The 23,803-nt window shown below is 64.2% G+C and carries 22 protein-coding genes; 6 read left to right on the plus strand and 16 right to left on the minus strand.

The features are described 5' to 3' along the window. Window positions 1-12 precede the first annotated feature (12 nt). Window positions 13-1,089, plus strand: coding sequence for a porin (locus U9J39_RS17810; protein WP_326347668.1), 1,077 nt, complete (start codon window positions 13-15; stop codon window positions 1,087-1,089). A 79-nt stretch (window positions 1,090-1,168) separates the two neighbouring features. Here U9J39_RS17810 and U9J39_RS17815 read toward each other — a convergent pair whose 3' ends face one another. From U9J39_RS17815 to U9J39_RS17840, 6 genes are all read right to left on the minus strand, one after another. Beyond that, a complete protein-coding gene (locus U9J39_RS17815) occupies window positions 1,169-1,528 on the minus strand; it encodes a RidA family protein (protein WP_326347669.1) in 360 nt (119 codons plus the stop codon). 85 nt (window positions 1,529-1,613) lie between these two features. Beyond that, window positions 1,614-2,990 (minus strand): FAD/NAD(P)-binding oxidoreductase, encoded by a 1,377-nt coding sequence (locus U9J39_RS17820; RefSeq protein WP_326347670.1) that lies wholly within the window; start codon window positions 2,988-2,990, stop codon window positions 1,614-1,616. Further along, window positions 2,987-3,334 carry a (2Fe-2S)-binding protein gene (locus U9J39_RS17825; protein WP_115682293.1) on the minus strand — a complete coding sequence of 116 codons (348 nt, stop codon included), beginning with the start codon at window positions 3,332-3,334 and terminating at the stop codon, window positions 2,987-2,989. The genes U9J39_RS17820 and U9J39_RS17825 overlap by 4 nt, the downstream gene beginning before the upstream one ends. After that, the gene (locus tag U9J39_RS17830) at window positions 3,324-4,457 is read right to left on the minus strand and encodes an NAD(P)/FAD-dependent oxidoreductase (protein WP_326347671.1); all 1,134 of its coding nucleotides are present in this window, start codon (window positions 4,455-4,457) and stop codon (window positions 3,324-3,326) included. The genes U9J39_RS17825 and U9J39_RS17830 overlap by 11 nt, the downstream gene beginning before the upstream one ends. A gap of 73 nt (window positions 4,458-4,530) precedes the next feature. Next, on the minus strand, window positions 4,531-5,514 hold the full coding sequence (locus U9J39_RS17835; protein ID WP_326347672.1) for a Bug family tripartite tricarboxylate transporter substrate binding protein: 984 nt from the start codon (window positions 5,512-5,514) through the stop codon (window positions 4,531-4,533). Window positions 5,515-5,596: 82 nt separating this feature from the next. Further along, window positions 5,597-6,511: a LysR substrate-binding domain-containing protein gene (locus U9J39_RS17840; protein ID WP_326347673.1), complete on the minus strand. Its 915-nt coding sequence runs from the start codon at window positions 6,509-6,511 to the stop codon at window positions 5,597-5,599. 224 nt (window positions 6,512-6,735) lie between these two features. Here U9J39_RS17840 and U9J39_RS17845 point away from each other — a divergent pair, with 224 nt between their 5' ends. Next, entirely contained in the window at window positions 6,736-7,272 is a 537-nt protein-coding gene (locus tag U9J39_RS17845; RefSeq protein ID WP_326347674.1) for a dihydrofolate reductase family protein, read from the plus strand. A gap of 187 nt (window positions 7,273-7,459) precedes the next feature. Continuing rightward, window positions 7,460-8,641 carry a cellulose synthase complex periplasmic endoglucanase BcsZ gene (gene bcsZ / locus U9J39_RS17850; RefSeq protein ID WP_326347675.1) on the plus strand — a complete coding sequence of 394 codons (1,182 nt, stop codon included), beginning with the start codon at window positions 7,460-7,462 and terminating at the stop codon, window positions 8,639-8,641. A gap of 448 nt (window positions 8,642-9,089) precedes the next feature. Here bcsZ and U9J39_RS17855 read toward each other — a convergent pair whose 3' ends face one another. Continuing rightward, window positions 9,090-10,268 (minus strand): M20 aminoacylase family protein, encoded by a 1,179-nt coding sequence (locus tag U9J39_RS17855; protein ID WP_018006513.1) that lies wholly within the window; start codon window positions 10,266-10,268, stop codon window positions 9,090-9,092. A gap of 243 nt (window positions 10,269-10,511) precedes the next feature. Here U9J39_RS17855 and U9J39_RS17860 point away from each other — a divergent pair, with 243 nt between their 5' ends. Continuing rightward, complete coding sequence (locus U9J39_RS17860) at window positions 10,512-10,976, plus strand: Lrp/AsnC family transcriptional regulator (protein ID WP_018006514.1); 465 nt, start codon at window positions 10,512-10,514, stop codon at window positions 10,974-10,976. A gap of 41 nt (window positions 10,977-11,017) precedes the next feature. On the opposite strand, the gene U9J39_RS17865 is transcribed toward U9J39_RS17860, so the two are convergent. The 5 genes from U9J39_RS17865 to U9J39_RS17885 form a co-directional block, all read right to left on the minus strand. Further along, window positions 11,018-12,241, minus strand: a complete 1,224-nt coding sequence (locus U9J39_RS17865) for a diaminopropionate ammonia-lyase (RefSeq protein WP_018006515.1) — start codon at window positions 12,239-12,241, stop codon at window positions 11,018-11,020. Between the two features lie 30 nt (window positions 12,242-12,271). Further along, entirely contained in the window at window positions 12,272-13,543 is a 1,272-nt protein-coding gene (locus U9J39_RS17870; protein WP_116313400.1) for a Zn-dependent hydrolase, read from the minus strand. A 189-nt stretch (window positions 13,544-13,732) separates the two neighbouring features. Beyond that, complete coding sequence (locus tag U9J39_RS17875) at window positions 13,733-13,945, minus strand: DUF7706 family protein (protein ID WP_116313399.1); 213 nt, start codon at window positions 13,943-13,945, stop codon at window positions 13,733-13,735. 7 nt (window positions 13,946-13,952) lie between these two features. After that, window positions 13,953-15,377, minus strand: coding sequence for an amino acid permease (locus U9J39_RS17880; protein ID WP_326347676.1), 1,425 nt, complete (start codon window positions 15,375-15,377; stop codon window positions 13,953-13,955). A 139-nt stretch (window positions 15,378-15,516) separates the two neighbouring features. Next, entirely contained in the window at window positions 15,517-16,764 is a 1,248-nt protein-coding gene (locus tag U9J39_RS17885; RefSeq protein WP_326347677.1) for a MalY/PatB family protein, read from the minus strand. A gap of 127 nt (window positions 16,765-16,891) precedes the next feature. Here U9J39_RS17885 and U9J39_RS17890 point away from each other — a divergent pair, with 127 nt between their 5' ends. Continuing rightward, the gene (locus U9J39_RS17890) at window positions 16,892-17,779 is read left to right on the plus strand and encodes a LysR family transcriptional regulator (RefSeq protein ID WP_326347678.1); all 888 of its coding nucleotides are present in this window, start codon (window positions 16,892-16,894) and stop codon (window positions 17,777-17,779) included. A 19-nt stretch (window positions 17,780-17,798) separates the two neighbouring features. Here U9J39_RS17890 and U9J39_RS17895 read toward each other — a convergent pair whose 3' ends face one another. Together U9J39_RS17895 and U9J39_RS17900 are read right to left on the minus strand one after the other, a co-directional pair. Beyond that, complete coding sequence (locus U9J39_RS17895; RefSeq protein ID WP_326347679.1) at window positions 17,799-19,112, minus strand: MFS transporter; 1,314 nt, start codon at window positions 19,110-19,112, stop codon at window positions 17,799-17,801. 77 nt (window positions 19,113-19,189) lie between these two features. Next, a complete protein-coding gene (locus U9J39_RS17900; RefSeq protein ID WP_326347680.1) occupies window positions 19,190-20,389 on the minus strand; it encodes an amidohydrolase in 1,200 nt (399 codons plus the stop codon). A gap of 105 nt (window positions 20,390-20,494) precedes the next feature. Between U9J39_RS17900 and U9J39_RS17905 the strand changes: the two genes are divergently transcribed. Next, window positions 20,495-21,403: a LysR family transcriptional regulator gene (locus U9J39_RS17905; protein WP_326347681.1), complete on the plus strand. Its 909-nt coding sequence runs from the start codon at window positions 20,495-20,497 to the stop codon at window positions 21,401-21,403. Window positions 21,404-21,441: 38 nt separating this feature from the next. Here U9J39_RS17905 and U9J39_RS17910 read toward each other — a convergent pair whose 3' ends face one another. Together U9J39_RS17910 and U9J39_RS17915 are read right to left on the minus strand one after the other, a co-directional pair. Next, window positions 21,442-22,686 (minus strand): MFS transporter, encoded by a 1,245-nt coding sequence (locus tag U9J39_RS17910; RefSeq protein ID WP_326347682.1) that lies wholly within the window; start codon window positions 22,684-22,686, stop codon window positions 21,442-21,444. A gap of 40 nt (window positions 22,687-22,726) precedes the next feature. Then, entirely contained in the window at window positions 22,727-23,755 is a 1,029-nt protein-coding gene (locus U9J39_RS17915) for an alcohol dehydrogenase (RefSeq protein WP_326347683.1), read from the minus strand. Window positions 23,756-23,803: the final 48 nt, after the last annotated feature.

Here is a 23,803-nt window from a genome sequence, read left to right on the forward strand (position 1 = left end):
CGAGGAGACCCCATGAGGAAATCAGCCAGCCTGTGGCTGCTGGCGGGCGCAGTGCTGCCCGCCGTTTCGTATGCGCAGTCCAGCCTGACGCTCTACGGTGTGATCAGCACCGCCGTGCGCTACACCTCCAACATCGACGGCCGCCATCACGACCAGGGCGAGCTGGTCTCCAGCGGCATCGGCGGCAGCCGCTGGGGCCTGAAGGGCGACGAAGACCTGGGCGGCGGCAACAAGGCGGTGTTCCTGCTCGAGAACGGCTTTGGCACCGACGACGGCAAGACCGCCTATAGCGCGCTGTTCGGCCGGCAGGCATACGTGGGCCTGTCCGGCGACTGGGGCACGCTGACCTTCGGCCGCCAGTACAACGCCCTGAACAATATCGCCTGGTCTTTCGATCCGCTCGACCAGGGCTGGGGCAATTTCTGGTCGGACCCGCTCTACACCGGCGGCGATATCTTCTTCCAGGGCTACCGCGTCAACAACAGCGTGGTCTACAAGAAGAAAGTCGGGCCGGTCAGCGTGCAGCTCGACTACGGCTTCGGCGAGCGCCCCGGCAGCATGGCGCGCGGTGCGACCTTCGGCGGTGGCGTGATGTACCAGGACGGGCCGCTGGCGCTGGGCGTGGCCTATGACCAGCAACGTCCCGGCAGCGGCGACAACACGCTGCACAACTACTCGGTCGGCGCATCCTACGTGATCGGCAAGGCCACCGGCTATGCCGGCTACATGGGCCGCCGTGAGACCAATCCGGACGCGCGCTTCTGGATCGCCTTTGTCGGCCTTGGCTATCAGCTCACGCCGGCGCTGCACCTGTCGGGCGCCTATTACCGCTACCAACAGAGTGGCACTGTGACCACCCAGTTCCAGGCCACGCCGCTTGTGCTGGGCAGCGGCAATGCCGATGCGATCTCGGCGGTTGCCGACTATGCCTTGTCGAAGCGCACCAGCCTGTTCCTCGAGGCCGACGCCACCTTCGCACGCGGCGGCACGGTCGGCCGCGAGACCGAGTACTGGGCCGGCACGCCGGTGACCGATGTCCGCAGCACCACGCGCGTGGGCGTGATGGCGGGGATCCGGCACGTGTTCTGAGGAGGCTTCATCGGTACGGGCTGGCGCTGCGCGGCCGGCACCACGCCGCGCGCCCCACAACGACGCTCTCGCAAACACGTCAGCCCGCCGTAGCGGCGGTGACAATGATTTCCACCAGAATGTCCGGATGACCCAGTTCGCACTGCGCGGTCGCTCGCGTAGACGCGGCGTTCGGCGCCGTCCATGCGTCCCAGATCTCGTTCATGCCTTCGAAATCCCGCTCGAGGTTCTTCAGCCAGATCTGTGCGGTCAACAGACGTCGCTTGTCGGTGCCAGCGTCGGCGAGGAACTTCTCGATCTTGGCAAGGGTCTGCCTGGTCTGGCCCTGAATGTCCTGGCTGCGGTCATCGGCCGTCTGGCCGCCCACGAATACCATGCCGTTGTACACCACCGCGCGGCTACGTCGTTGGTCCGTAGCGATTCGCCGGATTTCAGCCATAGGTCCTCCTGGTTGAGGCTGTTGATAGTCATGCAGAACCGGTGTGCCGGCGGGGCTATGCCATGGCCCCGGCCAGGCCGCGGTGTTATCCCGCCAGCTCGCCCAGCGTGATGGGCTTGATGGGTGGACGGATGCGGTAATAGCCCACTTCCTGTGGCGCCACACCGCGTCCCTGCGCGATCAGTTCGGTCACGGTCAAGCCGCAGAGGCGCCCCTGGCACGGGCCCATTCCGCAGCGTCCAAACGCCTTGGCCTGGTTGGGGCCATGGCAACCCACCTCGACATACTTCCTGATGGCCCCCGCCGTCACTTCCTCGCAGCGGCAGACAATGACGGCGTCATCCGCGGGCATGCGATGCAAGTCGCTGGGGCGGTACAGCGCATCCAGGAAGGGGCGGATACGCAAGTGTCTTTGCAGCTCGGCACGCATCGATGACTCTCTCACCCGCCGCTCGCTCATGCCGAGTCGCTGCAACCTGGAAGCAATCGACAACGCGGCCAGCGTTCCCTGCACCGCGGACGCCCTGGCACCGACAATGCCTCTGCTGTCGCCCGCGATATAGATGTGCGTGTCTTCAATCTCGCCATACTCGTCCGTCTCCGGAATCCAGCACAGCTGGGCATCGCTCCAGTTGTGCCTGGCCCGCAGCGCCCAGCTGATCTGGGTATTGGGCACGACACCCTGGTGGAGCAGTACCAGCGAGGTGTCGATACGACGCTCGACACCCCGGTGCGTGAAGCACAGGGCTTCGGCACGAGCTTCGCCCTGGATGGCGAGGGCTTGCGCTCCCGCATACACCGGGACGCGATGGCGCCGCAGCTGCCTGAACATGTCCATGCCCTTGCGCAGGTCCCGCCAACCGCGCAAAGCCGCCGGCAGATGGGAGACGGCGCGCAGGTAGTCAGCGCGCTGCGTGGTGTGCACGACGGCCTTGAGCTCGATGCCCGCGCGCAGATATTGCGCGGCCAGCAGATAAAGCAGCGGCCCACAGCCTGCCAGGACCGCCGGCTGCCGTGGCAGCGCTGCCGCGCTCTTGATCAGGATCTGCGCCGCCCCAGCGCCCATCACGCCGGGCAGTGTCCAGCCTGGCAAGGGGAAAGGACGTTCCATGGCCCCGCTGGCCAGCACGATGGACCTGCCCTCGACGGCGTGGCTGGCACCGTCCTGCAGGTAGCTGACTTTCCGGTCCCGGCCGACGTTCCACACGGAGGCCCCAGCGATATGCCGCGCGCCCGATGCGGCGAAGGCCCTTGTCAGCGCCGCGCCGGCAACATAGTCATCGCCAAGGACCGCGCGCAGCGTCGGGCTTGCCGCGTCGACATTCCGATAGATCTGCCCGCCAGCCGCCGGCTGTTCATCCAGCACTGCGACGCTCAGCCCCCACTGCCGCGCTTCGATCGCTGCGGACAGTCCAGCCGGGCCCGAGCCAACCACGACCACATCGAACACTGCACCGTTCATGCTTCAACCTCTTCCTGGATAGCAATTGCCGAGGCGCCTTGCTGGCGCTTGATGACCATGCCGTCCCGGACCGGAGTCAGGCAGGCCTGGCGGCTGGGCTTTCCGTCGATCTCGACCAGACACTCGAAGCAGACGCCCATCATGCAATACGGCGCACGCGGCGCGGATGTCACCGGTGTGGTGCGGAACGGGGCCACGCCGTTCAGCAGCAGCGCCGCGGCAACGGTGGCACCGGCCGGCGCCCTCAGCGGCTGGCCTTCAAAGGTCAGAGTGACGGTGGACGATCGATCGGTCTCGACCGCCGTGAATAGCGGTGCACCAGCGGCGTGGTCATTAGTGGGCATTGGCAAAGCTCCTGGTGGGGTCGAGGTAACGATCCCCGGCGAATTCTTCGATATCGTCCGGTGCGGGTCCAAGTCCGGAAATCCATGGCCCTACGACATAGGCATGCGTGCCCGCAAGCGTCACGCCACTGTGGCTGGCCGCGACGAATGCTCCCGGACATGACCGGGATTCCTGGTAGATCGGGTGTCCATCCGGCGTCATCACGCGCAACGCGCCCCAGGCGCGGACCAGGCGCACGTTGGCAAGCAGCGGGAAGGTGTCCACGGCACGCCGTGCGATCCACTCGATGGCTGATACGGTAGTGCCATCATCGAAGCCAACATCCTCGATGGAATAGCCAAGCTGCACCGTCCCTTCCGCCGTCTGCCGCGCCTTGTTGGTCGGATAGGGCAAGAACGGCCTGAGCCGCTCGGTGATCAGGACCTGGCCCCGGTTCGGCTCGACCGGCGCGTGCAGCCCCACCTGCGGCGCAAGCTGCTTGTTGCCCAGTCCGGCCGCCAGCACGAGCCGGTCGCCGCTCCAGCTCCGGTTGTCCGAAGCTGCCACGACAAAGCCGCCGTTGGTCCGATGGCGCACGGCAGTCACATCCACCCCAGAAAACACCTGGGCGCCCAGCGCTTTCAGACCCGCGTGCAAGGCGTGCAGCAGCTTGAGCGGATTGACATGCCCGTCCAGCGGACACCAGCTGCCGCCAGCCACCTTCGGTCCGATGGCGGGGAGATGGGTCTTCAGCTCGGCATGCTCCATCATCTGGTAGGGCACGCCCGCACCCGTGTGCCTGAGACGCTCCAGCAGCTTCTCGCGAGCGCGCATTTCCGTTTCGCTGAACCCTATCCAGAAGCCGCCCGCCTGTTGCAGATCGACGTCGATCCCGGTGAGGGACAGCAACTCGGCCGCGAGCGGTTGCCAATGATCGATGGCATCCCGGGACCAGCGCGCATAGCGGGGAAACCCGTCGCCTTTGCTCTGGAGCCATACCAACCCAAAATTTCCCCGCGAAGCGCGGTTCGCGATGTCGCCCTGGTCGAGCAATGTGACCGGCGCCCCGGCTTTCGCGGCCCCGAAGGCTATGGCCGCGCCCACCACGCCGCCCCCCACAACGATGACTTCTTCCTTGCGCATGTCTATCCTTCGGCCGCCCCATCCTTCAGTCCGGCACAATGCGTTCTCTTGCGAGACGGGCGGCGTGGTTGCTTCAATCGATACTGATGTGACCGGCCTTGATGACCGCGCCCCATTTGGCGGCATCGGCCTTGATAAGGTCGGCAAACTGGGCGGGGGTACCGGGCGCAACGGTGGCGCCCAGGCTCTCGTGCTGCTTTACGATGCGCGGATCGGCCAGGATCGCGTTGATCTCGGTGTTCAGCTTCTGGACGATGGCGGCGGGCATGCGAGCCGGCCCGACCACCCCGCCCCAGGTCACCATTTCGACGGCGGGAAATCCGGCTTCCGCGATGGTTGGCACATTCGGCAGCAACGGCGAGCGGTTGGGGCCTGTGATGGCCAACGCGCGAATACGGCCGGCGCGTACCTGCGGTTCCATGGAGGTGAAGTTGCTGATCATCAACTGGATCTGCCCGGCTGCCAGGTCAGATTCCGCCGCGGGCGCGCTCTTGTAGGGCACGTGCGTGATCTGTATGCCGGCCTTGGTCCGGAAAAGTTCGGTCACCACGTGCAGTGACGTTCCCGTACCGGTAGAGCCGTAGAACAGCTCGCCGGGATGACCCTTGGCGTATGTCACAAGGTCGCTGACGGAATTGACAGCAAGCGAAGGAGTCACGCCCAGAAGATTCGGCTGCGTCCATTGCTTTGCAATCGGCGTGAAGTCCTGGATTGCGCGATAAGGCAGCCGTTTGGCGGCAAGCGCGGCGACGACGAAGGTAGAGAGGTTAGCGCCCCCGATCGTGTACCCGTCCGGCTCTGCCTTGGCGACAACATCGAGGCCGATCACGCCCGCGCCGCCGGGCCGGTTCTCCACCACAAAGGGCTGGCCAAGGCGCTGGCTGAGGGCGGCGGTGAGAATGCGCGCCGTCACATCCGCCGCGCCGCCGGCGGCCGCATTGACAATAAAACGCACCGGCCGATTGGGGTAGTCGCCCTGCGCGACGGCCGCACACGCCGCAAAGGTCGCCATCAGCCCGACGGCGGCGCGGCCTATGTCCAGGATAGATAACTTCACAACAGTCTCCCCTCTTTTAAAAATCATGATGGAGATGTTATGAAGGTGCGGCCCTTGAATCTATGGCGCCGGCGTTAGCAACCTATTCAGATTCGATATGAGTCCGCGCCTTTTCCGTCGCCGTCGACAGGTATCGGAGCAGATCCCCGGCCGGCTTGCCAAGTCGGGCATCGCTCATGGCGGTGGCATAGAAGGTATAGCTCAGCGTCGGCCTCAGCGGTAGCACCACCCCGCCACGCTGCCGATGGAGCACCCCGGTCAGGGGATCGACGATCGAAACGCCCATGCCACGCAGCACCAGTTCGCTCATGGAGTGGAACAGCGAGGCCTCGACGGTGATGTCCAGTTGCACCCCCGTGGTCGCCAGCAAGGCGTCCAGGCGCTTCTGGAACGTGCCGGTCTGGCCGACGAAAGGCTTCCCCTCAAGATCCTTCAACTCGACGGCGGCCGCCTTAGGCGACAGCCATTTGCGGGTCCCGATGCAAACGCAATCAGCGCTGAATTCAGCAACGGTCTCGAGATCGCCAAGGGAGAGAATATCCGCCGTGAAGCCGATGTCTGCCTGGCGATTGCGTACCGCACGCGCGACTTCGACATACGACGTCACCGAGAGCGTAATGAATACATCCGGATATTTGCCTCGCAGGTGCTCGATCGCCTCGGGCATGATCGAGTGTCCGATCGACGGGATGGTCGCGATGGAGAGTCGTCCCATCTTCTGCTTGCGCAACTGATCAGAAAATCTCATGATCTCGTCCAGCCCCAGGAAGGATTGCTGGACCTTTGTCATGAGCGCAAGGGCTTCCTCGGTCGGCTTCACCGTGCGGCCGTGTTTCAGGAAGAGCGGGAAGCCGACTGCCTTCTGCAGTTCGGCTATCACGCGGCTCATGGAAGGCTGGGACATGCCAAGCGCATCGGCGCCTGCACTCATCCCGCCATGCGCGATGGCGGCGCGAAACGCCTCGATCATCCTGTGGGTTATGACATTGTCGGACATAGGTCGCCTAAGGCTTGCTCGGGTGCCGCCTGGTCGCGGTACGGATACGCAGTATAAGGGTCCGACGGAATACCGATGACGCGCCTTTCTGCAAGCCGCTTCCCTGCCGGCGACACGATTTCAGATGGTCCGCGCGCGGTAATGATGCTCAAGATGGCGGCTCTCGGGCCGGCCCAGCAGCCACATCCCAACGCTACGCCCCGGCGTATTTCAATGGAAGAGAGATGATCACCGGACACGTCTTCATTGCCACCAGCCTTGATGGCTTTATCGCCCGCCCCGATGGCGACATCGGCTGGCTCCTGGAGCGCGATGACCCCGCTGAAGACCATGGCTATACAGCCTTCATCGCCGACAAGGACGCGATCGTGATGGGCCGTGGCAGCTATGAAAAGGTCGTCACGATGGGCGAATGGGCCTACGACCGTCCGGTGCTGGTGCTGTCCCGGCAACTGGCCGGCAAGCCGGTGCCCGACGCGTTGCAGGGCAAGGTGCGCTTTTCCGATGCCACGCCCGCGGACGCGATGGCGCAGCTGGAGGCGGAAGGGGTGCGACGCGTCTACGTCGATGGCGGCCAGGTGGTGCAGTCCTTCCTGCGCGACGGATTGATCGCCGACATGGTGGTCACCACGGTGCCGGTGCTGATCGGGGCAGGCAGGCCATTGTTCGGCGCGCTGCCGTGCGACGTGAGCCTGAAGCTCGAGTCGAGCCGTCACTTCCCCTCGGGACTGGTGCAGTCGGCCTATCGCGTGCTGCGCTGAGCCCAGGACGGGTCGGGGCGCTCCGCGTTATGAGGCTCGAATTCCGCAGTTGCCGGGAACACCATGCTCGATCGAAATGAAACTCAAGCGGGAGCCGGAAAGGGTTGGCGCCGCCCGCCGGCCTGAATGCGTTGTGACATAAACTCTGCGGAAACCGGGCGCCGCGAATGGGCGGCCCCCGTTCGCCATGACCGACCAAACCCGCCGCCGTTACGTGACTTATGCCTGCGCGCTCGGCGCCAGCGCGCTGACCGCCGCATGGCCCACCGAGACGCGCGCCCACGCGCCGCCTGCCATGCGGCGCGCATCCCGCTGGCCGCTCTACCGGCAGTTTCTGGAACGCTTCGTGCAGGCGGATGGCCGCGTCATCGACTACTCCACGCCCTCGTTGCAAAGCACGTCCGAGGGCCAGTCCTACGGTATGGTGTTCGCGCTGGTCGCCGATGACCGCGATGCGTTCGACCGTCTGTGGCGCTGGAGCGTTGCCCATCTTGGCGATGGTCGCCTGGACGACAAGCTGCCGGCATGGCAGTGGGGCCGGCGCGACGACGGCACGTGGGGCGTACTGGACCGCAATCCGGCTGCCGACGCCGACCTGTGGTTCGCGTTCGCGCTGGCGGAGGCGGCGCGCCTGTGGCAAGCCCCTTCCTACGCTGGCGCGGCACGTGCCTTGCTGCGGCGGGCGGCAGAGCAGGAGGTGGTGACACTGCCCGGCTTCGGCCCCATGCTGCTGCCCGGTCCGCAAGGGTTTATCGACGATGGCCCCGATGGCTCGCGCCGCTGGCGCCTCAATGCCAGCTATCTGCCGGTACCGCTGCTGCGCCGGCTCGCCGCCTTCGACCCGTCCGGCCCGTGGGACAAGCTGGCCGCACAGGCGGCCAGGCTGATCGGCGCGGTGTCCCATGCCGGCATCGTGCCGGACTGGTCGGCCTACCGCGCCGGGGGGCGCCGGCAGGGATTCGTGCGCGATCCGGTCAAGGGAGACGTCAGCAGTTATGATGCCGTGCGGGTCTACCTGTGGGCTGGCATGACGCCGCAGCAGGACAGCACGCGGCCTGCCCTGATGCAGGCGCTGCTGCCCCACGCGGCGCGCGTGGCCGGCCGTGCGGCACCGCCGGAGAAGATGTACGCGCAAAGCGGCAAGGTCGAAGGCACCGGGCCGCCGGCTTTCTCCGCCGCGCTGCTGCCGTTCCTGCAGGCCGCCGGCTCGCCCGCCCTGGCCACCCAGATGGCACGTGCGCAGGAGATCGTGGGCGCTCCGTCGGGCCCCGGCGCCCCGACTTACTATGACACGGTGCTGGGCCTGTTCGGGCTTGGGTTCATGGAAGGGCGCTACCGGTTCTCCGCCTCGGGCCAGCTCGACATGTGATGGCGCAAGGCTGATGCGTCTGCCGCAGGATGCACTTTGCCTCGCATCTTCGGGGAAACAGCCATGGCCGGAAACAAAATCCACGTCGTGCCCGTCGATGCCTCCGGGGCCCGGGCGGCGTGCGCCGCATGCGCCGGGCTGCGCTGACCCGGGCACCGGCATCGGGAAACGCCATGGGTGCACGGCGAAAAGCTGATGGGGCGTCGGCCTTCGCGCTCGGCATCGGCGAAAGATACGAGGCTGCCGACGAAGGGGCGGCCCGCGCGACCTGCCGCCAGCATACGAGCACGTGAAACTGGCTGCATCTACTGCAGCGTCAGAACAGCGACGATTGCGGTGTGGCCGCCTGCTTCCAGACAATCCGGTTTTCCGGCGGCAGGCTTTCAAAGGGCACGGCGCGTGCGCATGGCGCGTCGATGTCGTATTAGAGCGTGAGGCGCAGTCGATGCTATCCGCCCCGGTGCACTGGCAATGCCACCCGAGCCAGCTCCGCGAAATACCGCGCCCCGACGCTCAGCACTCCGTCGTTGAAGTCATAGCCGCTGTTGTGCAGCGGAACGCCGCCAGGCATTCCTGTCTCGCCGTTGCCGATAAAGACAAACGCCCCTGGCACGGCCTGCAGGAAGGCGCCGAAGTCTTCGGAGATCATCATCGGCGCGATGTTGCCGTCGACGCGGTCGCTGCCCACGACATTGCGGGCGGCCTCCAGTGCGGAAGGCACCCACTGCTCCCAGTTCACCGTCGGCGCGAACTCATGGGAGTAGGTGAAGGCGCACCCGGCCCCATGCAGCCGGCAGATTCCCTCCGCTATCTCGCGCATGCGGGTTTCCAGCAGCGCCTGCACCGCAGGCGTATAGCTACGCGTATCGCCCTTGATGGTCACGTTGGTCGGAATGGCGTTGCGGATGCCATCTGTGATGAACTCGGTGCACGAGATCACCGCGGGCAGGCCGGGATCGAGGTTTCTGGATACGATGGTCTGCAGCGCCAGGACGATCTCGGCGCCGATCACGATTGGGTCGACCCCCATGTGCGGCCGCGCGGCATGCGTGCCGCGCCCTTTCACGTGGATCACGAAGTTGTCCTCGCTGGCCATGATGCCGCCTGCGCGCGTGGCGATGCTGCCAGCCGGCAGCCCGGGCATGTTGTGCGCACCGAAGATGGCGTCCACGGGGAAACGCTCGAACAGGCCATCCGCCATCATTGCCTTGGCGCCACGCCCATGCTCCTCGGCGGGCTGGAAGATAAAGCGCACCGTACCCTCGAAATCGCGGCGTTCGCTGAGCAGTCTGGCGGCGCCCAGCACCATCGCCATATGGCCATCGTGGCCGCAGGCGTGCATCTTGCCGGGCGTGGCAGACGCATGGGCGCGTCCCGGCGCGTCTTCCTGAATGGCGAGCGCGTCCATGTCCGCGCGCAGCCCGATCACGCCGGTACCTGAGCCGGCGCGCAGGTTTGCCACTACGCCTGTGCCACCGATGCCGCGATGCACTTCCATGCCCATCTCGCCAAGCACGCGAGCGATGAAGTCCGCAGTTTGCCATTCCTCGAAGCCCGTCTCGGGGCAGCGGTGCAGCGCGTGGCGCCAGGACTTGAGCTGTGCAGCGAGGTCGTCGTCAGGAATCATGATTCGGTCCGCAAGAGAAAACATGAGGCATGGCCGATCATAAGGGCTGCCCGCTGCAACGATGTCCGGTTCCACGGGATCTATTCGGGACATCGTTGCGCGCCTGGCCGTTGCCCCGGCAAAACGTCGCGATTCAAACGAGATGGCGCCGGGGATGCTGCCATGCTCGGCGTGGGATGCGAAAATGGCCGTTCCATGCCATGCGCGGGGCCACAGCCCCGCGCGCAAAGAGGACCACGGGCAATGCAACTCGACGCGTATGACCGCAAGCTGCTGCGACTGCTGCAGGACAACAACAAACTCTCGCAGCGACAGCTGGCCGATGCCGTCAACCTGTCGCCGTCGGCCGTCAACCGGCGTATCGCCGCGCTGGAAGCGGATGGCGTGATCGTCGCCAATACCGCCGTGGTCGATCCCGCACAGGTCGGCAAGATGATCACGGTACTGGTCGAGGTGACGCTGGAGAACGAGCGGCTGGACCTGCTGGACGAGGTCCGCAAGCGCTTCGTCGACTGCCCGCAGGTCCAGCAGGTGTACTACGTGACTGGCGACTTCGATTTCCTGCTGGTGCTGGCCGTGGCCGACATGACCGAGTACGAGCGCCTGACGCGCGAGTTGTTCTTTGTCTCGGGCAACGTCAAGAACTTCAAGACACACGTCGCCATGCAGCGGGCCAAGGTGTCGCTCGGTGTGGCGATCGAGCCCTGAATGGGCTCGATCATGCATCGTGTCTTGTCAGTACGCGTGGCTCAGCGTGCCGTCCACGCGGCCTGGCGCGCCAGGACGGAATCCGCCGATTCGCCTACCAGTTGCTGGTAGACCACGGGAGCGGTGGCTCCTTCGGTATTGATCACCAGCACGCGCGAACCAGCATCTAGTCCGGCCGCTGCGGACAGCGCCGGCTGCGCGCGCAATACCGCCAGTCCCGCGACGCCGGCCGCTCCGGATTCGCCAGCGACCACGGGCACGTCGCCGTCGTTGCCGCTGGCGAGACGGTGCATGGCGGTCACGGCATCGTCGTCGGCAATCGTCATGAAGACGTCCACGCTGGGTTCCAGGAAGCGCCAGGCCAGCGGCGACGTCTCGCCACAGGCCAGTCCCGCCATCACCGAGTCGACCGAACCGGTTGCGCGCGCGGGGCGCCCCTGCAGCGCGCTTTGGTACAGGCAATCTGCCTGCGCCGGTTCCACCACGACGAATTTCGGCCGGCCGGCACCGAAGCGCTCCCACAGATAGCTGGCCACGCCGGCGGCCAAGCCGCCGACGCCCCCTTGCAGGAACACATGCGTGTACGGGCATGGCTGGCCGGGCGCGACGTCGCGCTGCGCCAGCACTTCCGCGGCAATGGCGCCGTAGCCCTGCATCACGTCGCGCGGGATGTCCTGATAGCCCTCGTAAGAGGTGTCGGACACAACGGTCCAGCCATTGGCCGCGGCCAGCCGCGCGGCTTCCTCGACCGACTCGTCATAGTTGCCGACGATGCGCACGATGCGCGCACCGCAGGCCGCAATCGCGTCTTCGCGCTCCTGGCTGACGTTCGCATGCAGTACGATCACGCACCGGCAGCCGAAGCTGCGCGCCGCCGCGGCGAGCGCGCGGCCGTGATTGCCGTCGGTGGCGCTGATCACCGTGAAGTCACGCAGCAGCGCGGCATGGCGCCCGGCGATCAGTTCGAACGGATCGAGCTCGCGCTCCGGAAACATGCGCAGCACCAGCCGCACCAGCGCGATGGGAGCGCCGAGCGCCTTGAAGCTGCCAAGCGGCGAGCGGGCCGACTCGTCCTTGACGCTCAACTGCGCGATGCCAAGGCTCGCGGCCAGGCCGGGCAGTTCGCGCAGCGGCGTGAGCCCGGCGTTGAGCTGGTCCCAGTGCGACAGCCACGCGAGGCTGCGCCCGGCTTCGGCGATGCTCATCAGCTGCCTCAGCTCGGCCGGATAGTCGCACAGGTGGGCGCGGGAATTAATGGTCAGCATGGGGGTATCTGCGGTCATTGGAGAAGGGATTCACTCAGAGGTATGCCCAAGGCGGGCGAGGATGACATCAAGCAGCACTTGCGCGCCCATTACCAGCTGGTCGTCGTCGGTGTGCTCGCGCGGGTTGTGGCTGATGCCGCCGCGGCTCGGCACGAAGATCATTGCCGCGGGGGCGATGCGCGCGATCATCTGGGCGTCGTGGCCGGCACCGGAGGTCATGCGCCGATGCGTGTAGCCAAAGCGCGCCGCCGAGGCTTCGATGGCGGCAATGATGCCGGCATCGAAGCTCACCGGCTCAAAGCGCGCGAGCGGCTCGGTGCGGATCGTGACACCCTCGGCTTCGGCGACTTGTGCCAGGAATTCCGCCAGCCGTGCTTCGGCACGTTTCAGCCGGATTTCATCGGGATCGCGCAGATCGACCGTAAACACCGCCTTGCGCGGAATCACGTTGATCACGCCGGGCTCCACGCGCAGGCAACCCACTGTCGCCAGCGTGGTGCCATCCGACGCGTTCGCCAGTTCACGCAGGAACGCCACTACCGCGGCAGCCGCCCAGCCGGCATCGTGCCGCAGGCGGGTAGGCGTGGTGCCGGCGTGGTTGGCGTTGCCCTGTACCGTCACCTGCTGCCACGAAATCCCCTGCAAGTTCTCGACCACGCCGATCTGCGTACCCTCGGCCTCCAGCACCGGGCCTTGTTCGATATGGAGTTCGATGTACTCGTGCGGCACCACGGCGCCGGGTTCCATGTCGCCGGCATAACCGATGCGCGCCAGTTCGTCGCCAAGCCGCGTGCCGTCGGTGCCGACCGTGTCGAGCGCCTGCCGCACCGGCAGTCCGCCCGCATACACCAGCGAGCCCATCATGTCGGGCTGGTAGCGGATGCCCTCCTCGTTGGTGAAGGCACCGATCATGATGGAACGGTTCGGCGTGACGCCGGCCTGGCGGAAAGCGCGCGCCACCGCGAGCCCGGCCAGCACCCCGTAGCAGCCATCGAGCGCACCGGCATTGGTGACGGTATCGATATGCGAGCCGGTCATCAGCGGCGCCTGGCTGCCATCATCGGCCGCCGAGCGCAGGATGCCGAAGACGTTGCCGATGCGGTCGATGCGAACTTCAAGATCCAGCTCGCGCATCCATTGGACAACCTGGTCGCGGCCCGCTTTCTCGGCGTCGGTCAGCGCAATCCGGGTGCGGCCGCCGCCTTCGGGGTCGGCACCGATTTCGCCAAGCGCACGGATCTGGGCCAGCAGCCGTGCGCCGTCCAGCGATAGCGGGTTTCGCCGGGAGGGGGTGTGTTCCATTCACTCTCCATGTCGGTCGGCCCCCGGGACGCTGGTGCGGAAGACCTGGACGTCGCAACGGGGGTGATAACGTCAATGGTAGAGGCGGCGGGATGAAACACGCGCCCTATCCCCGGCACGCAAACGCAACAACGGTGCAATCTCCGCGGCGGCGTGGGTGCGGCGTAGCGTAGTGCAATGCGCAGCACATTAGCGTCTGCGCGAACTACCGCGCTGCACGGTGCGGCCAGCTTCTCCCAGCACCAGCGCCCGGCCGATGGTGTCGAGCGCGTCGCGCATCAGCAAGGCTTCCTCGACATCGCTGGCATACGCGCTTAGATCCGACCAGGTCACATGGCAGAGCAACCTCGACAGAGCGGCTGCGCGCCGCTCGTCGAGCGCCAGTTGGAAAGTTGATGCCATCACCGTCCTATTGCATCCCCGGTCCCACATTGGGCATCTCGGCCAGGCCCGGCCGCCCTTCCCTGGTGTAGAACTTGTAGGCGACGAAGACGATGGCGACCCACGATGCGGAGACGATCAGCGACATCCGCATATCCGGCAGGATCGCGATGCAGACCAGCACCGCGGCAATGAACGCCAGGGCAATGTAGTTGCCATACGGGAAGAACGGCATCTTGTAGGACAGGCTGTCCGCTTGCCCGGTCTGGATCCTGAGCTTCCGGAAGCGCAGGTGGCTGACCACGATCGAGGTCCAGGCACACACCAGCGCGAACACCGTGATCGACGAAAACAGTTCGAACGCCTTTTCCGGCATCAGGTAGTTCAGCAAGACGCCCGCGAACATCGTGGCGAACACCAGCATGATGGCGCGCGACGGCACATTGCGGCGGTTGACCGTGCCCAGGAAAGCCGGTGCGTTCTTCTGCAAGGCCAGATTGTAGAAGGTGCGGCTGTTGGTGAACACGCTGGCGTTCACGGCAGACAGTACCGCGGTGATGACCACCAGGTTCATGACCCCGGCCGCCGCGGGCACGCCGATCCTGGTGAAGACGTCGACAAACGGGCTGCCCTTCGCGGTCAGCGAGGTCCACGGGAAGATCATCAGCAGCACTGCAATGGCACCAACGTAGAAGATCAGCAGACGCCAGAAGGTCGCGCTGACGGCCTTGGGCATGGTGGTCTTGACATCCTTGGCTTCGCCTGCAGCCAGGCCGAGGTTCTCGATGCCGCCAAACGAGAACGCCACCATGACGATCGACAGCACCATGCCGCCGATGCCCTTGGCGAAGAAGCCGCCATGGTCCACCAGGTTGTGATGGCCGATGGGCTCGCCATTGTTGCCCAGGCCGAAGAAGATCATGCCGACGCCGAACACGATCATGGCAACGATCGCGGTCACCTTGATCAGCGCGAACCAGAATTCGGCCTCGCCGTAGAACTTCACGCCGATCATATTGACGCAGAACATCACCGACACGGCTATCAGCGCGGTCACCCAGATCGGCATGGCCGGGAACCAGAAATGCACGTAGTTGCCCAGCGCGTTCAGCTCGGCCGCGCTGGTTGCCAGCAGGAAGATGAATGCGTTCCAGCCGTTCAGGAAGCCGGCAAACCGGTGGATATAGCGGTTCGAATAGGAAATGTAGGACCCGGAGACCGGCTCCTCGACCGCCATCTCGCCCAGCGCCCGCATGACGAAGTAGATCGCCACGGCGGCGACCAGGTACGTCAGGATGATCGCCGGACCCGCGGTCTTGATGGCCCACGATGACCCGTAGAACAGGCCGGTACCGATCGCTCCGCCAATGGCGATCATCTGGATATGGCGGCTTTTTAGATCTCGTTTGAGCTCTTCCTGCTCATAGGACTGAGCGTCTGTTTTCCTGCGCATTACATTGTCTCCTTTGGTACATCTCTTTGTGATGCTTGTCGTTGTGGGTGGCTGTTGCGACGGGCGAGCGCCGTCCGCAGCCGATGGCTCCTTTTCCATCGACTGTCGGTTGGTTTCGTCTTGCGTTCGCTGAGCCGGATCAGAGTCCGGCGACGGCGGCAGTCAATCTGCCGATGGCTTTATCCACGATCGCGCGCGGACATCCCAGGTTGACGCGCATGTAGCCGTGGCCCTCGATGCCGAACTTCTGGCCCTTGTCGAGCCACAGGCGAGCCCGGGTCAGCATGAACTTGTCCAGCGACGGCGCGTCCATGCCGAGGCCGCGGCAGTCCATCCATGCCAGGTAGAGCGAGTCGGCCGGCAGCACCTGGATGCGTGACGTGGCGCGATGCACCGACTCGCGGAAATGGTCGTGATTGGCGCGCAGGTACGCCAGCATCTGTTCGAGCCATGCTTCGCCGTGAGCATAGGCCGCCTCTGCGGCAACCATGCCCAGCGTATTGACCAGCGGGAACATATTGCGGTCGTACTGGCGGCGCAGTTCGTCGCGCAGGCGCCGGTTCGGCACGAACACGTTCGCGCTTTGCAAGCCCGGCAGGTTGAAGGTCTTGCTGGGCGCCGTGCAGGTGATGCTGTGCTGGGCAAAATCTTCGCCGAGCGAGGCAAAGGGGATGTGCCTTTTCTCCGGATTGATGATCAGGTCCTGGTGGATCTCGTCCGAGATGACCAGCACGCCGCGTCGCAGGCAGATCTCACCCATGGTCCGCAGTTCGTCTTCCGACCAGACATTGCCGGTGGGGTTGTGCGGATTGCTCAGGATGAAGAGCTTCGTATCTTCGCGGATCGCCGCTTCAAAGACGGCCGGGTCGAAGCGGTAGCCGTCCTCGGTGCGCTCCAGCGGCGCAAAGGCGAGATGGCGGCCGTTCATCAGCACGTCGTTATGGAAGTGCGCATAGACAGGCGGCTGGATCAGCACCGAATCGCCCGGTGCGGAGAATGCCTGGATGGCGGTCTTCAGAGTGGTGATGATGCCGGAGGTCTGCACCACCCATTCCTTTGCCACCTCCCAGCCGAAGCGCTTGCCCTGCCACGCGACGACGGCATCGACATAGCTGTCGGTCGCGCCGCCGGGGTAGCCGAAGACGCCGTGCGCCACCGCGTCGTGCAGCGCATCGATGACGGCTTGCGGCGAGCGGAAATCCATGTCGGCGACCCACATCGGCAGCGGCTTGGCGGCAGCCTCGTCCGGCGCGAGGAGTTTTTCGGGGATGGCCCATTTCATGGAGTGCGAGTTCGCGCGGTCGATGACTTCGTCGAAAACGCTGCCTGCGTGGCCGGCCGCCCCAGCCGACATCTCGCCTTGCACTGCCGTTGCATTGACCTTCATGACTTCCTTTTCTCGCTATGGAAAGGCGCCGAAGGGCGCCAGATGGATTCGACCGAGGCCAGCATAGCAACGCCTTTTCATGAAAAAAAATGGTATCTTTTCATGAACCAATGAACAGGAGTCATGCGTGCTGGATCGCCAACATCTTGCGGCACTGGTTGCGGTAAGCCGTACCGGAAGCGTCACCGCCGCCGCGGAAAAGCTGAACGTCACGCAATCCGCGCTCTCGCACATGGTGAAGAAGCTGGAAGACCACCATGGCGTAAAGATCTGGACCAAGAGCGGCCGCGGCCTGCGCTTCACGCAGGCTGGCGAATACCTGCTGGCGCTGGCGGAACGCCTGCTGCCCCAGCTCGAGCACGCCGAGCGCATACTGGCGGACTTCGCCGAAGGGCGGCGCGGCGCGCTGCGTGTCGGCATGGAATGCCATCCCTGCCAGAAATGGCTGGCGCGACTGACGCCGCATTACCTTGCCGCGTGGCCGGACGTGGACTTCGATGTCAGGACCTCATTCCGGTTCGACGGCGTCGCCGCGCTGCTCGGGCATGAGATCGATCTGCTGATCACACCGGACCCGGTCAAGCTGCCGGAGCTGGCTTTCACCCCGGTGATCGATTACGAACTGGTGCTGGTCGTTCATGAATCGCACCCGCTGGCCGCGCAGCCCTACATACGGCCTCAGGATCTGCTTGACGAGACGCTGATCACGGTCCCGGTCAGCATCGAGCGTCTCGACATCTATACCCGGTTCCTGGTCCCGGCGCATTGCCAGCCGAGACGGCACCGCACTGCCGAAGTGACAGACCTGATGCTGCAGCTCGTCGCCGCCGGGCGCGGCGTTTCCGTGTTGCCTGACTGGCTGGTGGAAGAAGAAGGCGCGGGCATGCCATTGCGCGCGGTGCCGCTGGGCAAGCACGGTATCCGCAAGCATATCAATCTCGGCATCCGGCGCGGCGACGAAGACACCGCCTACATTGCAGGCTTTGTCGAGATGGCGCGGCAAGCGCGCCGCTAGGCGTCTGCCCGACATATTCTTATAGCTTCTGCGCAGACAGAATGGTGGCCAGCGCGCCTCCAGACAAGACGATTGCCATAATAAAATACAAGGCCGAGCCAAAGTTCCCCGTCACGCTGATGGACAGGCCTATCAATACCGGCGATAACGCTCCAAAACCGACGGCGATACCATTCATGGTTCCCGCCGCGGAAGACATTGCCGCCTTTGGAACCAATCTTTGCAGCAGCGTGAAAATTCCCGGAATCTGCGCGGACGAGGCACCGATGCCGAAGGCGATCACGATGGCAGCCGTGTAGTTATCCTCCAGGGTCACCCCAAGATACACTCCCGCTGCACACAACAGTGCCGACAAAGCCATGACGGGTGCGTTTCTTCCGGTGCGATCGATGATCACCCCAGCGGCAAGCTTGAACACGAAGCCAAGAATGAACGGCAGCGACGATATCCAACCCATCGCTTCCCAGGAAAATCCTCGCTCCTGGTTGAGATATGTCGGCAGCCAGGTTGCCACCCCCCAGGACAAGATTGAATTGGATGCAAGAATTAGCAGCAGCATCCAAAAGCGATAGTTGGAAGCAAAGGTTCTCGCCAGCCGAAGGAAAGGTTCTTTCGCTGGTGCGTGGTCTTCGCCACCCTCTTTTTCCTTGGCCAGATTCTCTTCTATGTATTCCAACTCTTCCTTGTTCACGCGCTTATGCGCGTGGGGTGAGTCGGCCGTGAAAAACCACAGCAGTACCAGTGGAACAAGACTGACAGCAAATGAAAAATGGAAAGTCGATTCCCAGGAGAACGCTGCAACAAGATAGGTGAACACGGGCATGGCAGCTGCCGGAGCGAGCGATTGGCCAATAAGCCAGGCGGTATTTGCTCTGCCACGCTCTTTCGGGGGAAACCAGTTCTTGACGAAGGTGTTCTGCATAGGATAGTAGAGTCCCTCGCCGACTCCCAACAAGACGCGCGTAGCGAGGAGGACGCCAAAAGTACGCGCCATGCCGCCCGCCAATAGCGAGACGCAGATGATCACATACGCAACCACCATGGCTTTACGCGGCCCGAGATAATCCCCCAGCGGACTCAGGACGACATTGGAAATGCCATAGGCCGCCAGGAACAGACTCATCATGAGTCCGACTTTTACCGGCTGCCCGGCAATACCCATATCAGCAAGAAACCTCGCATTTGCCGCTATGACTGCGATATTGACGCGGTCCAGGTAGGCAATGGAAATCCCGATAAAAAGAATCACCACCAGAAAAAACCGTTGTCTGGTCGGTCGCTTTCGATCGAGCGCGTGCATACTTGCGTCGCACATATAAGAATTCTGGCTCATTGTTGTCTCCTGAAAACTGTATTTTTTTGCGAGGTGTCACAGGCAAGCCCGATGGCTGGGTTGCCGCAAGGTACGCGTCAGCGCCGTGCCTGGGTTTCGAACCAGCGCCGCGCCAGGCGGTCCCAGAATCGAGCCCCCAGATCCAGGTTGTGGTCGTTGAAGTCGTAGCCGGGGTTGTGCAAACCCAGACCGGAATTGCCATCCGCGCCATTGCCGATCCAGCCATAGGCGCCAGGAATCTGCTGCAGCATGAATCCGAAGTCCTCGGCGGTCATTGCGGGCAGCACGTCGGTGTGCGCGTGTTCGTTGCCCACCAACTCGCGCATGATCTCGCCCATGAACACGGCTGCTTGCGTGTGGTTGGCGGTGTTGGGATAGCCGCCTGGCTTGAGGACGACTTCGGCCGTCGCGAAATGCGCTGCGGCAACGTGGCGCGCAATGCGATGTATGCCGTCGATCAGGAACTGCTGCGATGCCTCGGTCAGGGTGCGGCAAGTGCCATGGATGCGTGCTTCATCCGGGATGATGTTCGCTGACGTGCCGGACTCGATCTTGCCGACGGTAAGCACGGCAGGGTCCAATGGATCCGTGCCGCGCGACACCAGCGCCTGCAACTGGGCAACGATGAAACAGGCTGCCAGAATCGGGTCAATCGTCGTGTGCGGGAGTGCTGCATGGCCTCCCTTGCCTCGCACGATGATCTGGAACTGCTGGGCGGCGGCCATGATGGGGCCCGCACGCACGCCCATTTGTCCCTGGGGCAGCGCGGGCCAGTTGTGCAGGGCGAAGACAGCCTGGCAAGGGAACTGGTCAAACAAGCCCTCTTCCATCATTACGCGCGCCCCAGCACCGCCTTCCTCGGCCGGCTGGAAGATCAGATGCACCGTGCCGTCAAAGTCGCGATTGGCTGCCAGCAGTTCGGCCGCGCCTAGCAGCATGGTGGTATGGCCGTCATGTCCGCAGGCATGCATGCGGCCGTCGACCTTGCTCGCATGACGGAACTGGTTGATTTCCTGCAGCGGTAGCGCGTCCATGTCGGCGCGAATCCCCACGGCCGGGCCTGGATTGTCTGCGCCGCGGCCCTCGCCGTGGATGCTGGCTACGATACCCGTGGTACCCAGGCCGCGCACCATGGGAATGTCCAACGCCGCGAGGTAGGCCGCAATCTTGTCTGCGGTGCGGCATTCCTCGTACTTCAGCTCGGGATGCATATGCAGGTCATGACGAAACGCGGTAAGCCGAGCGATATTTGGGGCAATGTCAGTATTGGAGCGCATAAGCTGGATGGTGGAACGGGGAGGCGTTTCGGTGAATGGTAGAAACAAGCCGTCATGCCGTAAAATACCTTTTCAACATCCAACCAATGCCGAAAAGGTATAGCCATGGATCTCCGTCAATTGCGCTACTTCTCCGCGGTGGCCAAGCATGGGAGCATCAGCATTGCGGCCCAGGCGGTGCACATTGCTCAACCGGCGCTGACACGCCAGATTCAGTCTCTCGAAGACGAATTGGGCACACGCTTGTTCGAGCGAACAACGCGCGGCGTGAAGTTGACGGATGCCGGCAACCAGCTGCTGGAGGATGCAGGCAAGCTGCTTGACGATGCGATTGCCGCGAAAGACCGAGCGCAGCGTGCCGGGCGCGGAGAATCCGGGCACTTGTCCATCGCGCTGCCCGTGATGCAGAACCTGGCGCCCAAGATCGCCGAAGTGCTGAAGAAGTATCGAAGGGAAGTGCCAGGGGTCGGAATCACCCTGCACCATCTGCTTTCCGATGTTCAGCTTGGCCAGATCGCCGAAGGGAGGCTGGACGCAGGCTTTCTGCTATTCCGTCCACCCGGCGACCCGGATTTCGAGGGGATTCCTGTGTTCTCGGATCGGATGTTGTTGGCCTATCCGTCGGACTGGAAATGGCCCCGGGGCAAGCGGCCCAAAGTGTTGAAGGATCTTCAGGATCTGGAGTTCGTCTGGCTGCCGCGCACGGCTGCCCCGGCATGGCATGACCGGCTGATTCATTGTTTCTTCGACGCCGGCTTTATCCCGCGCACCGCGGTTCACGGCGTGGACGCCGCCTCGATGCTGACCCTGGTAGCAGCCGGCATGGGATGCACGATTTTGCCGGAAGGTGCCCGCCGCATTGCTCCCGAAACCGTTGCTTTCATGCCATTGGCAGACCTGACGATTCGTCAGGATTGGGAACTGGTATGGCGCCGTGACCGCTGCTCCTCCCTGCTTCAGCGCTTTATCAGCGTGGTCTCGTCTTCTCGATCGGAATTGAGACAGGGCTCGTGAGCATTGACCGGGCAGCAAGCTGCCCGGTCTATGCAATCTCACGCCATGCTTTGGTGCTCGGCGGCAAGGGCCTTGTTCCTTCTTATCGCCACGGCGAGCGCCACCAAGGCCAGCGCCAGCGGAACGAACGAGACCCACAGCACTGTGTTCCAGCCATAGGCGGACAACAGGCCGCCGGAGGAAAAAGAGCCGATCGCCATCAGGCCAAAGACGATGAAGTCGTTGAGGGACTGCACGCGCGTCTTCTCCTCGGGGCGGTGGCACTCCAGCACCAGCGCCGATGCGCCGAGGAATCCGAAATTCCACCCAAGGCCGAGCAGGATCAGCGTGGCCCAGAAGTGTGCCACGTCGACGCCGCCGAGTCCGACGGCGGCAGACAGCCCGGTGAGCGCCAGACCGACGATCGCCACGCGGCTTGCTCCGAATCGCGCAATCAGAGAACCCGTGAAGAAACTCGGCGCGTACATCGCGATGACATGCCATTGCATCCCCAGGTTGGCGGAGGCCTGCGGATGCCCGCAGATATGCATTGCCAGCGGTGCGGCAGTCATCAGGAAGTTCATCAACATATAGGACACCGCGCCACAGATCGCCGCGGCAATGAAACGCGGCTGCCGTGCGATTTCGGTGAGCGGCCGGCCGCTGGTCATTTCCGCAACGCTGGGTCGAGGTAGCTTTACCCCGAGCAGGACGAGCGCCGAGAGCGCTGCCACGAGTGCCTGCACCAGGAAGGTAGTGGCAAACGTATGCCCTGGCCACAGATCCATGGTCCAGGTCACCAATTGCGGCCCCACCACGCCCGCGGCCACGCCACCTGCCATGACGAGCGATAGTGCCCGTGCGCGCCGGGCGGGTGCAACCCCATCGGCGGCCGCAAAACGAAACGACAGCACCACGGCGGCGTAGCTGCCGCCAAAGAAGGTCGCCAGGCAGAACAGCCAGAACCAGCCCAGGATGACAGCAAGCATGGCCAGCACGCCGGTCAATACACCGGCCCCTGTGCCCACCAGAAAGGCAGCGCGCCGGCCATATCTGCGGGAGACCGCACCGATGGGCAAAATGCACGCCGCCATGCCCACCACAAAGATGGAAATGGGCAACGTAGCCAGCATGGGGATCGGCGCCAGCATGTCGCCGACGATGGCGCCGGTGGCATAGACCACCACCGAGTTGGCGCCAGCCAGTGCCTGGGCGATGGACAAGCGCCAGATGTTGCCGCTCTGGACGCGGTCGGGGAGAAGATCGGATGCGTCGAGGGCTGGTTGGGTGTTGTACTTGGTCATATTAGTATTTGGCCGCCCCTTGCACAGAGCGGTAGCGCGTTCAACGCGGATTATCCATCGTCAGCACCATGCGGTATTTCGCGCTACCGGATTTCATCTTCGCGTAGGCCTGAGCTGCTTGCTCAAGCGGCATGGTCTCTATCCGAGGCCGCACATTCGCTAGCATACTGAAGTTCAACGTTTTTTCGTTGTCGTAAGGCGTACCCGTGAGCGACCCGAGGATGCTGCGTTGTCCGCCGACGAGCAGACCTGGGGGGATGTGTAGCGGGCTTCTGGCGGGGTTGAGGACAACCAGCCGCCCCTCGGGTGCCAGGCCGGGGAGCAGCGCCGAAATTGCCTCGGCATGATCGATCATGGTCACCATGGCCTGCGCGCCGCCCATGGCCTTGAGCCGCGCAGCGGCATCTTCCCGGCGGTTATCGATATAGACATGTGCGCCCAGCGCCAGCGCGTCGCCGGCCTTTTCGTTGCCTCGCCCGATCGCCACGACCCGGAAACCCATGTTTCGTGCATATTGCAGCGCCATGTGCCCCAAGCCGCCGATGCCGAGGATCGCCACCGTATCGCCGGCTTGCGCGCCGCACTTCTTCAAGGCGTTGAAGGTGGCGATACCCGCGCATAGGATAGGGGCGGCCTCTTCCGAGCCAAGCCCGTCTGGAATGGCGACGAGGCCGGTGCTGCGCGCCAGCATCATCTCGGCGTAGCCACCGTCGACGGTGGCACCCACCACAGGTTGGTTCAGGCAAAGCTGGAACCGCCCCTGCCGGCATTGCACGCATTCGCCACAGTGACCACCCAGCCGGCCCACGCCCACACGCTGGCCTGTCGTCCAGATCGATGGCGTGCCTGGGCCCATCGCCAGGATTCGGCCAACCACCTCGTGACCGGGCACACGCGGCGGGTGCGTAGCAGGGCCTGTTCTTTCGATGTCGGCCGCATCCGCTCCGCAGATGCCGCAGGCTTCCACCCGGATCAGCACCTCAGCGACGCCAGGCTGTGGCACGGCCCGCTCCACAAGCTCCAGTACGCCTGGCCTGCTGATCTGCATGGCCCGATAGGTAGTCTTCATCTCGACACTCCAATGTCTCCTCTGGTCCCGCGCTGCGCGCAAAGGCAA

Source organism: Cupriavidus sp. SS-3 (assembly GCF_035818815.1).
GTDB lineage: Bacteria > Pseudomonadota > Gammaproteobacteria > Burkholderiales > Burkholderiaceae > Cupriavidus > Cupriavidus taiwanensis_C.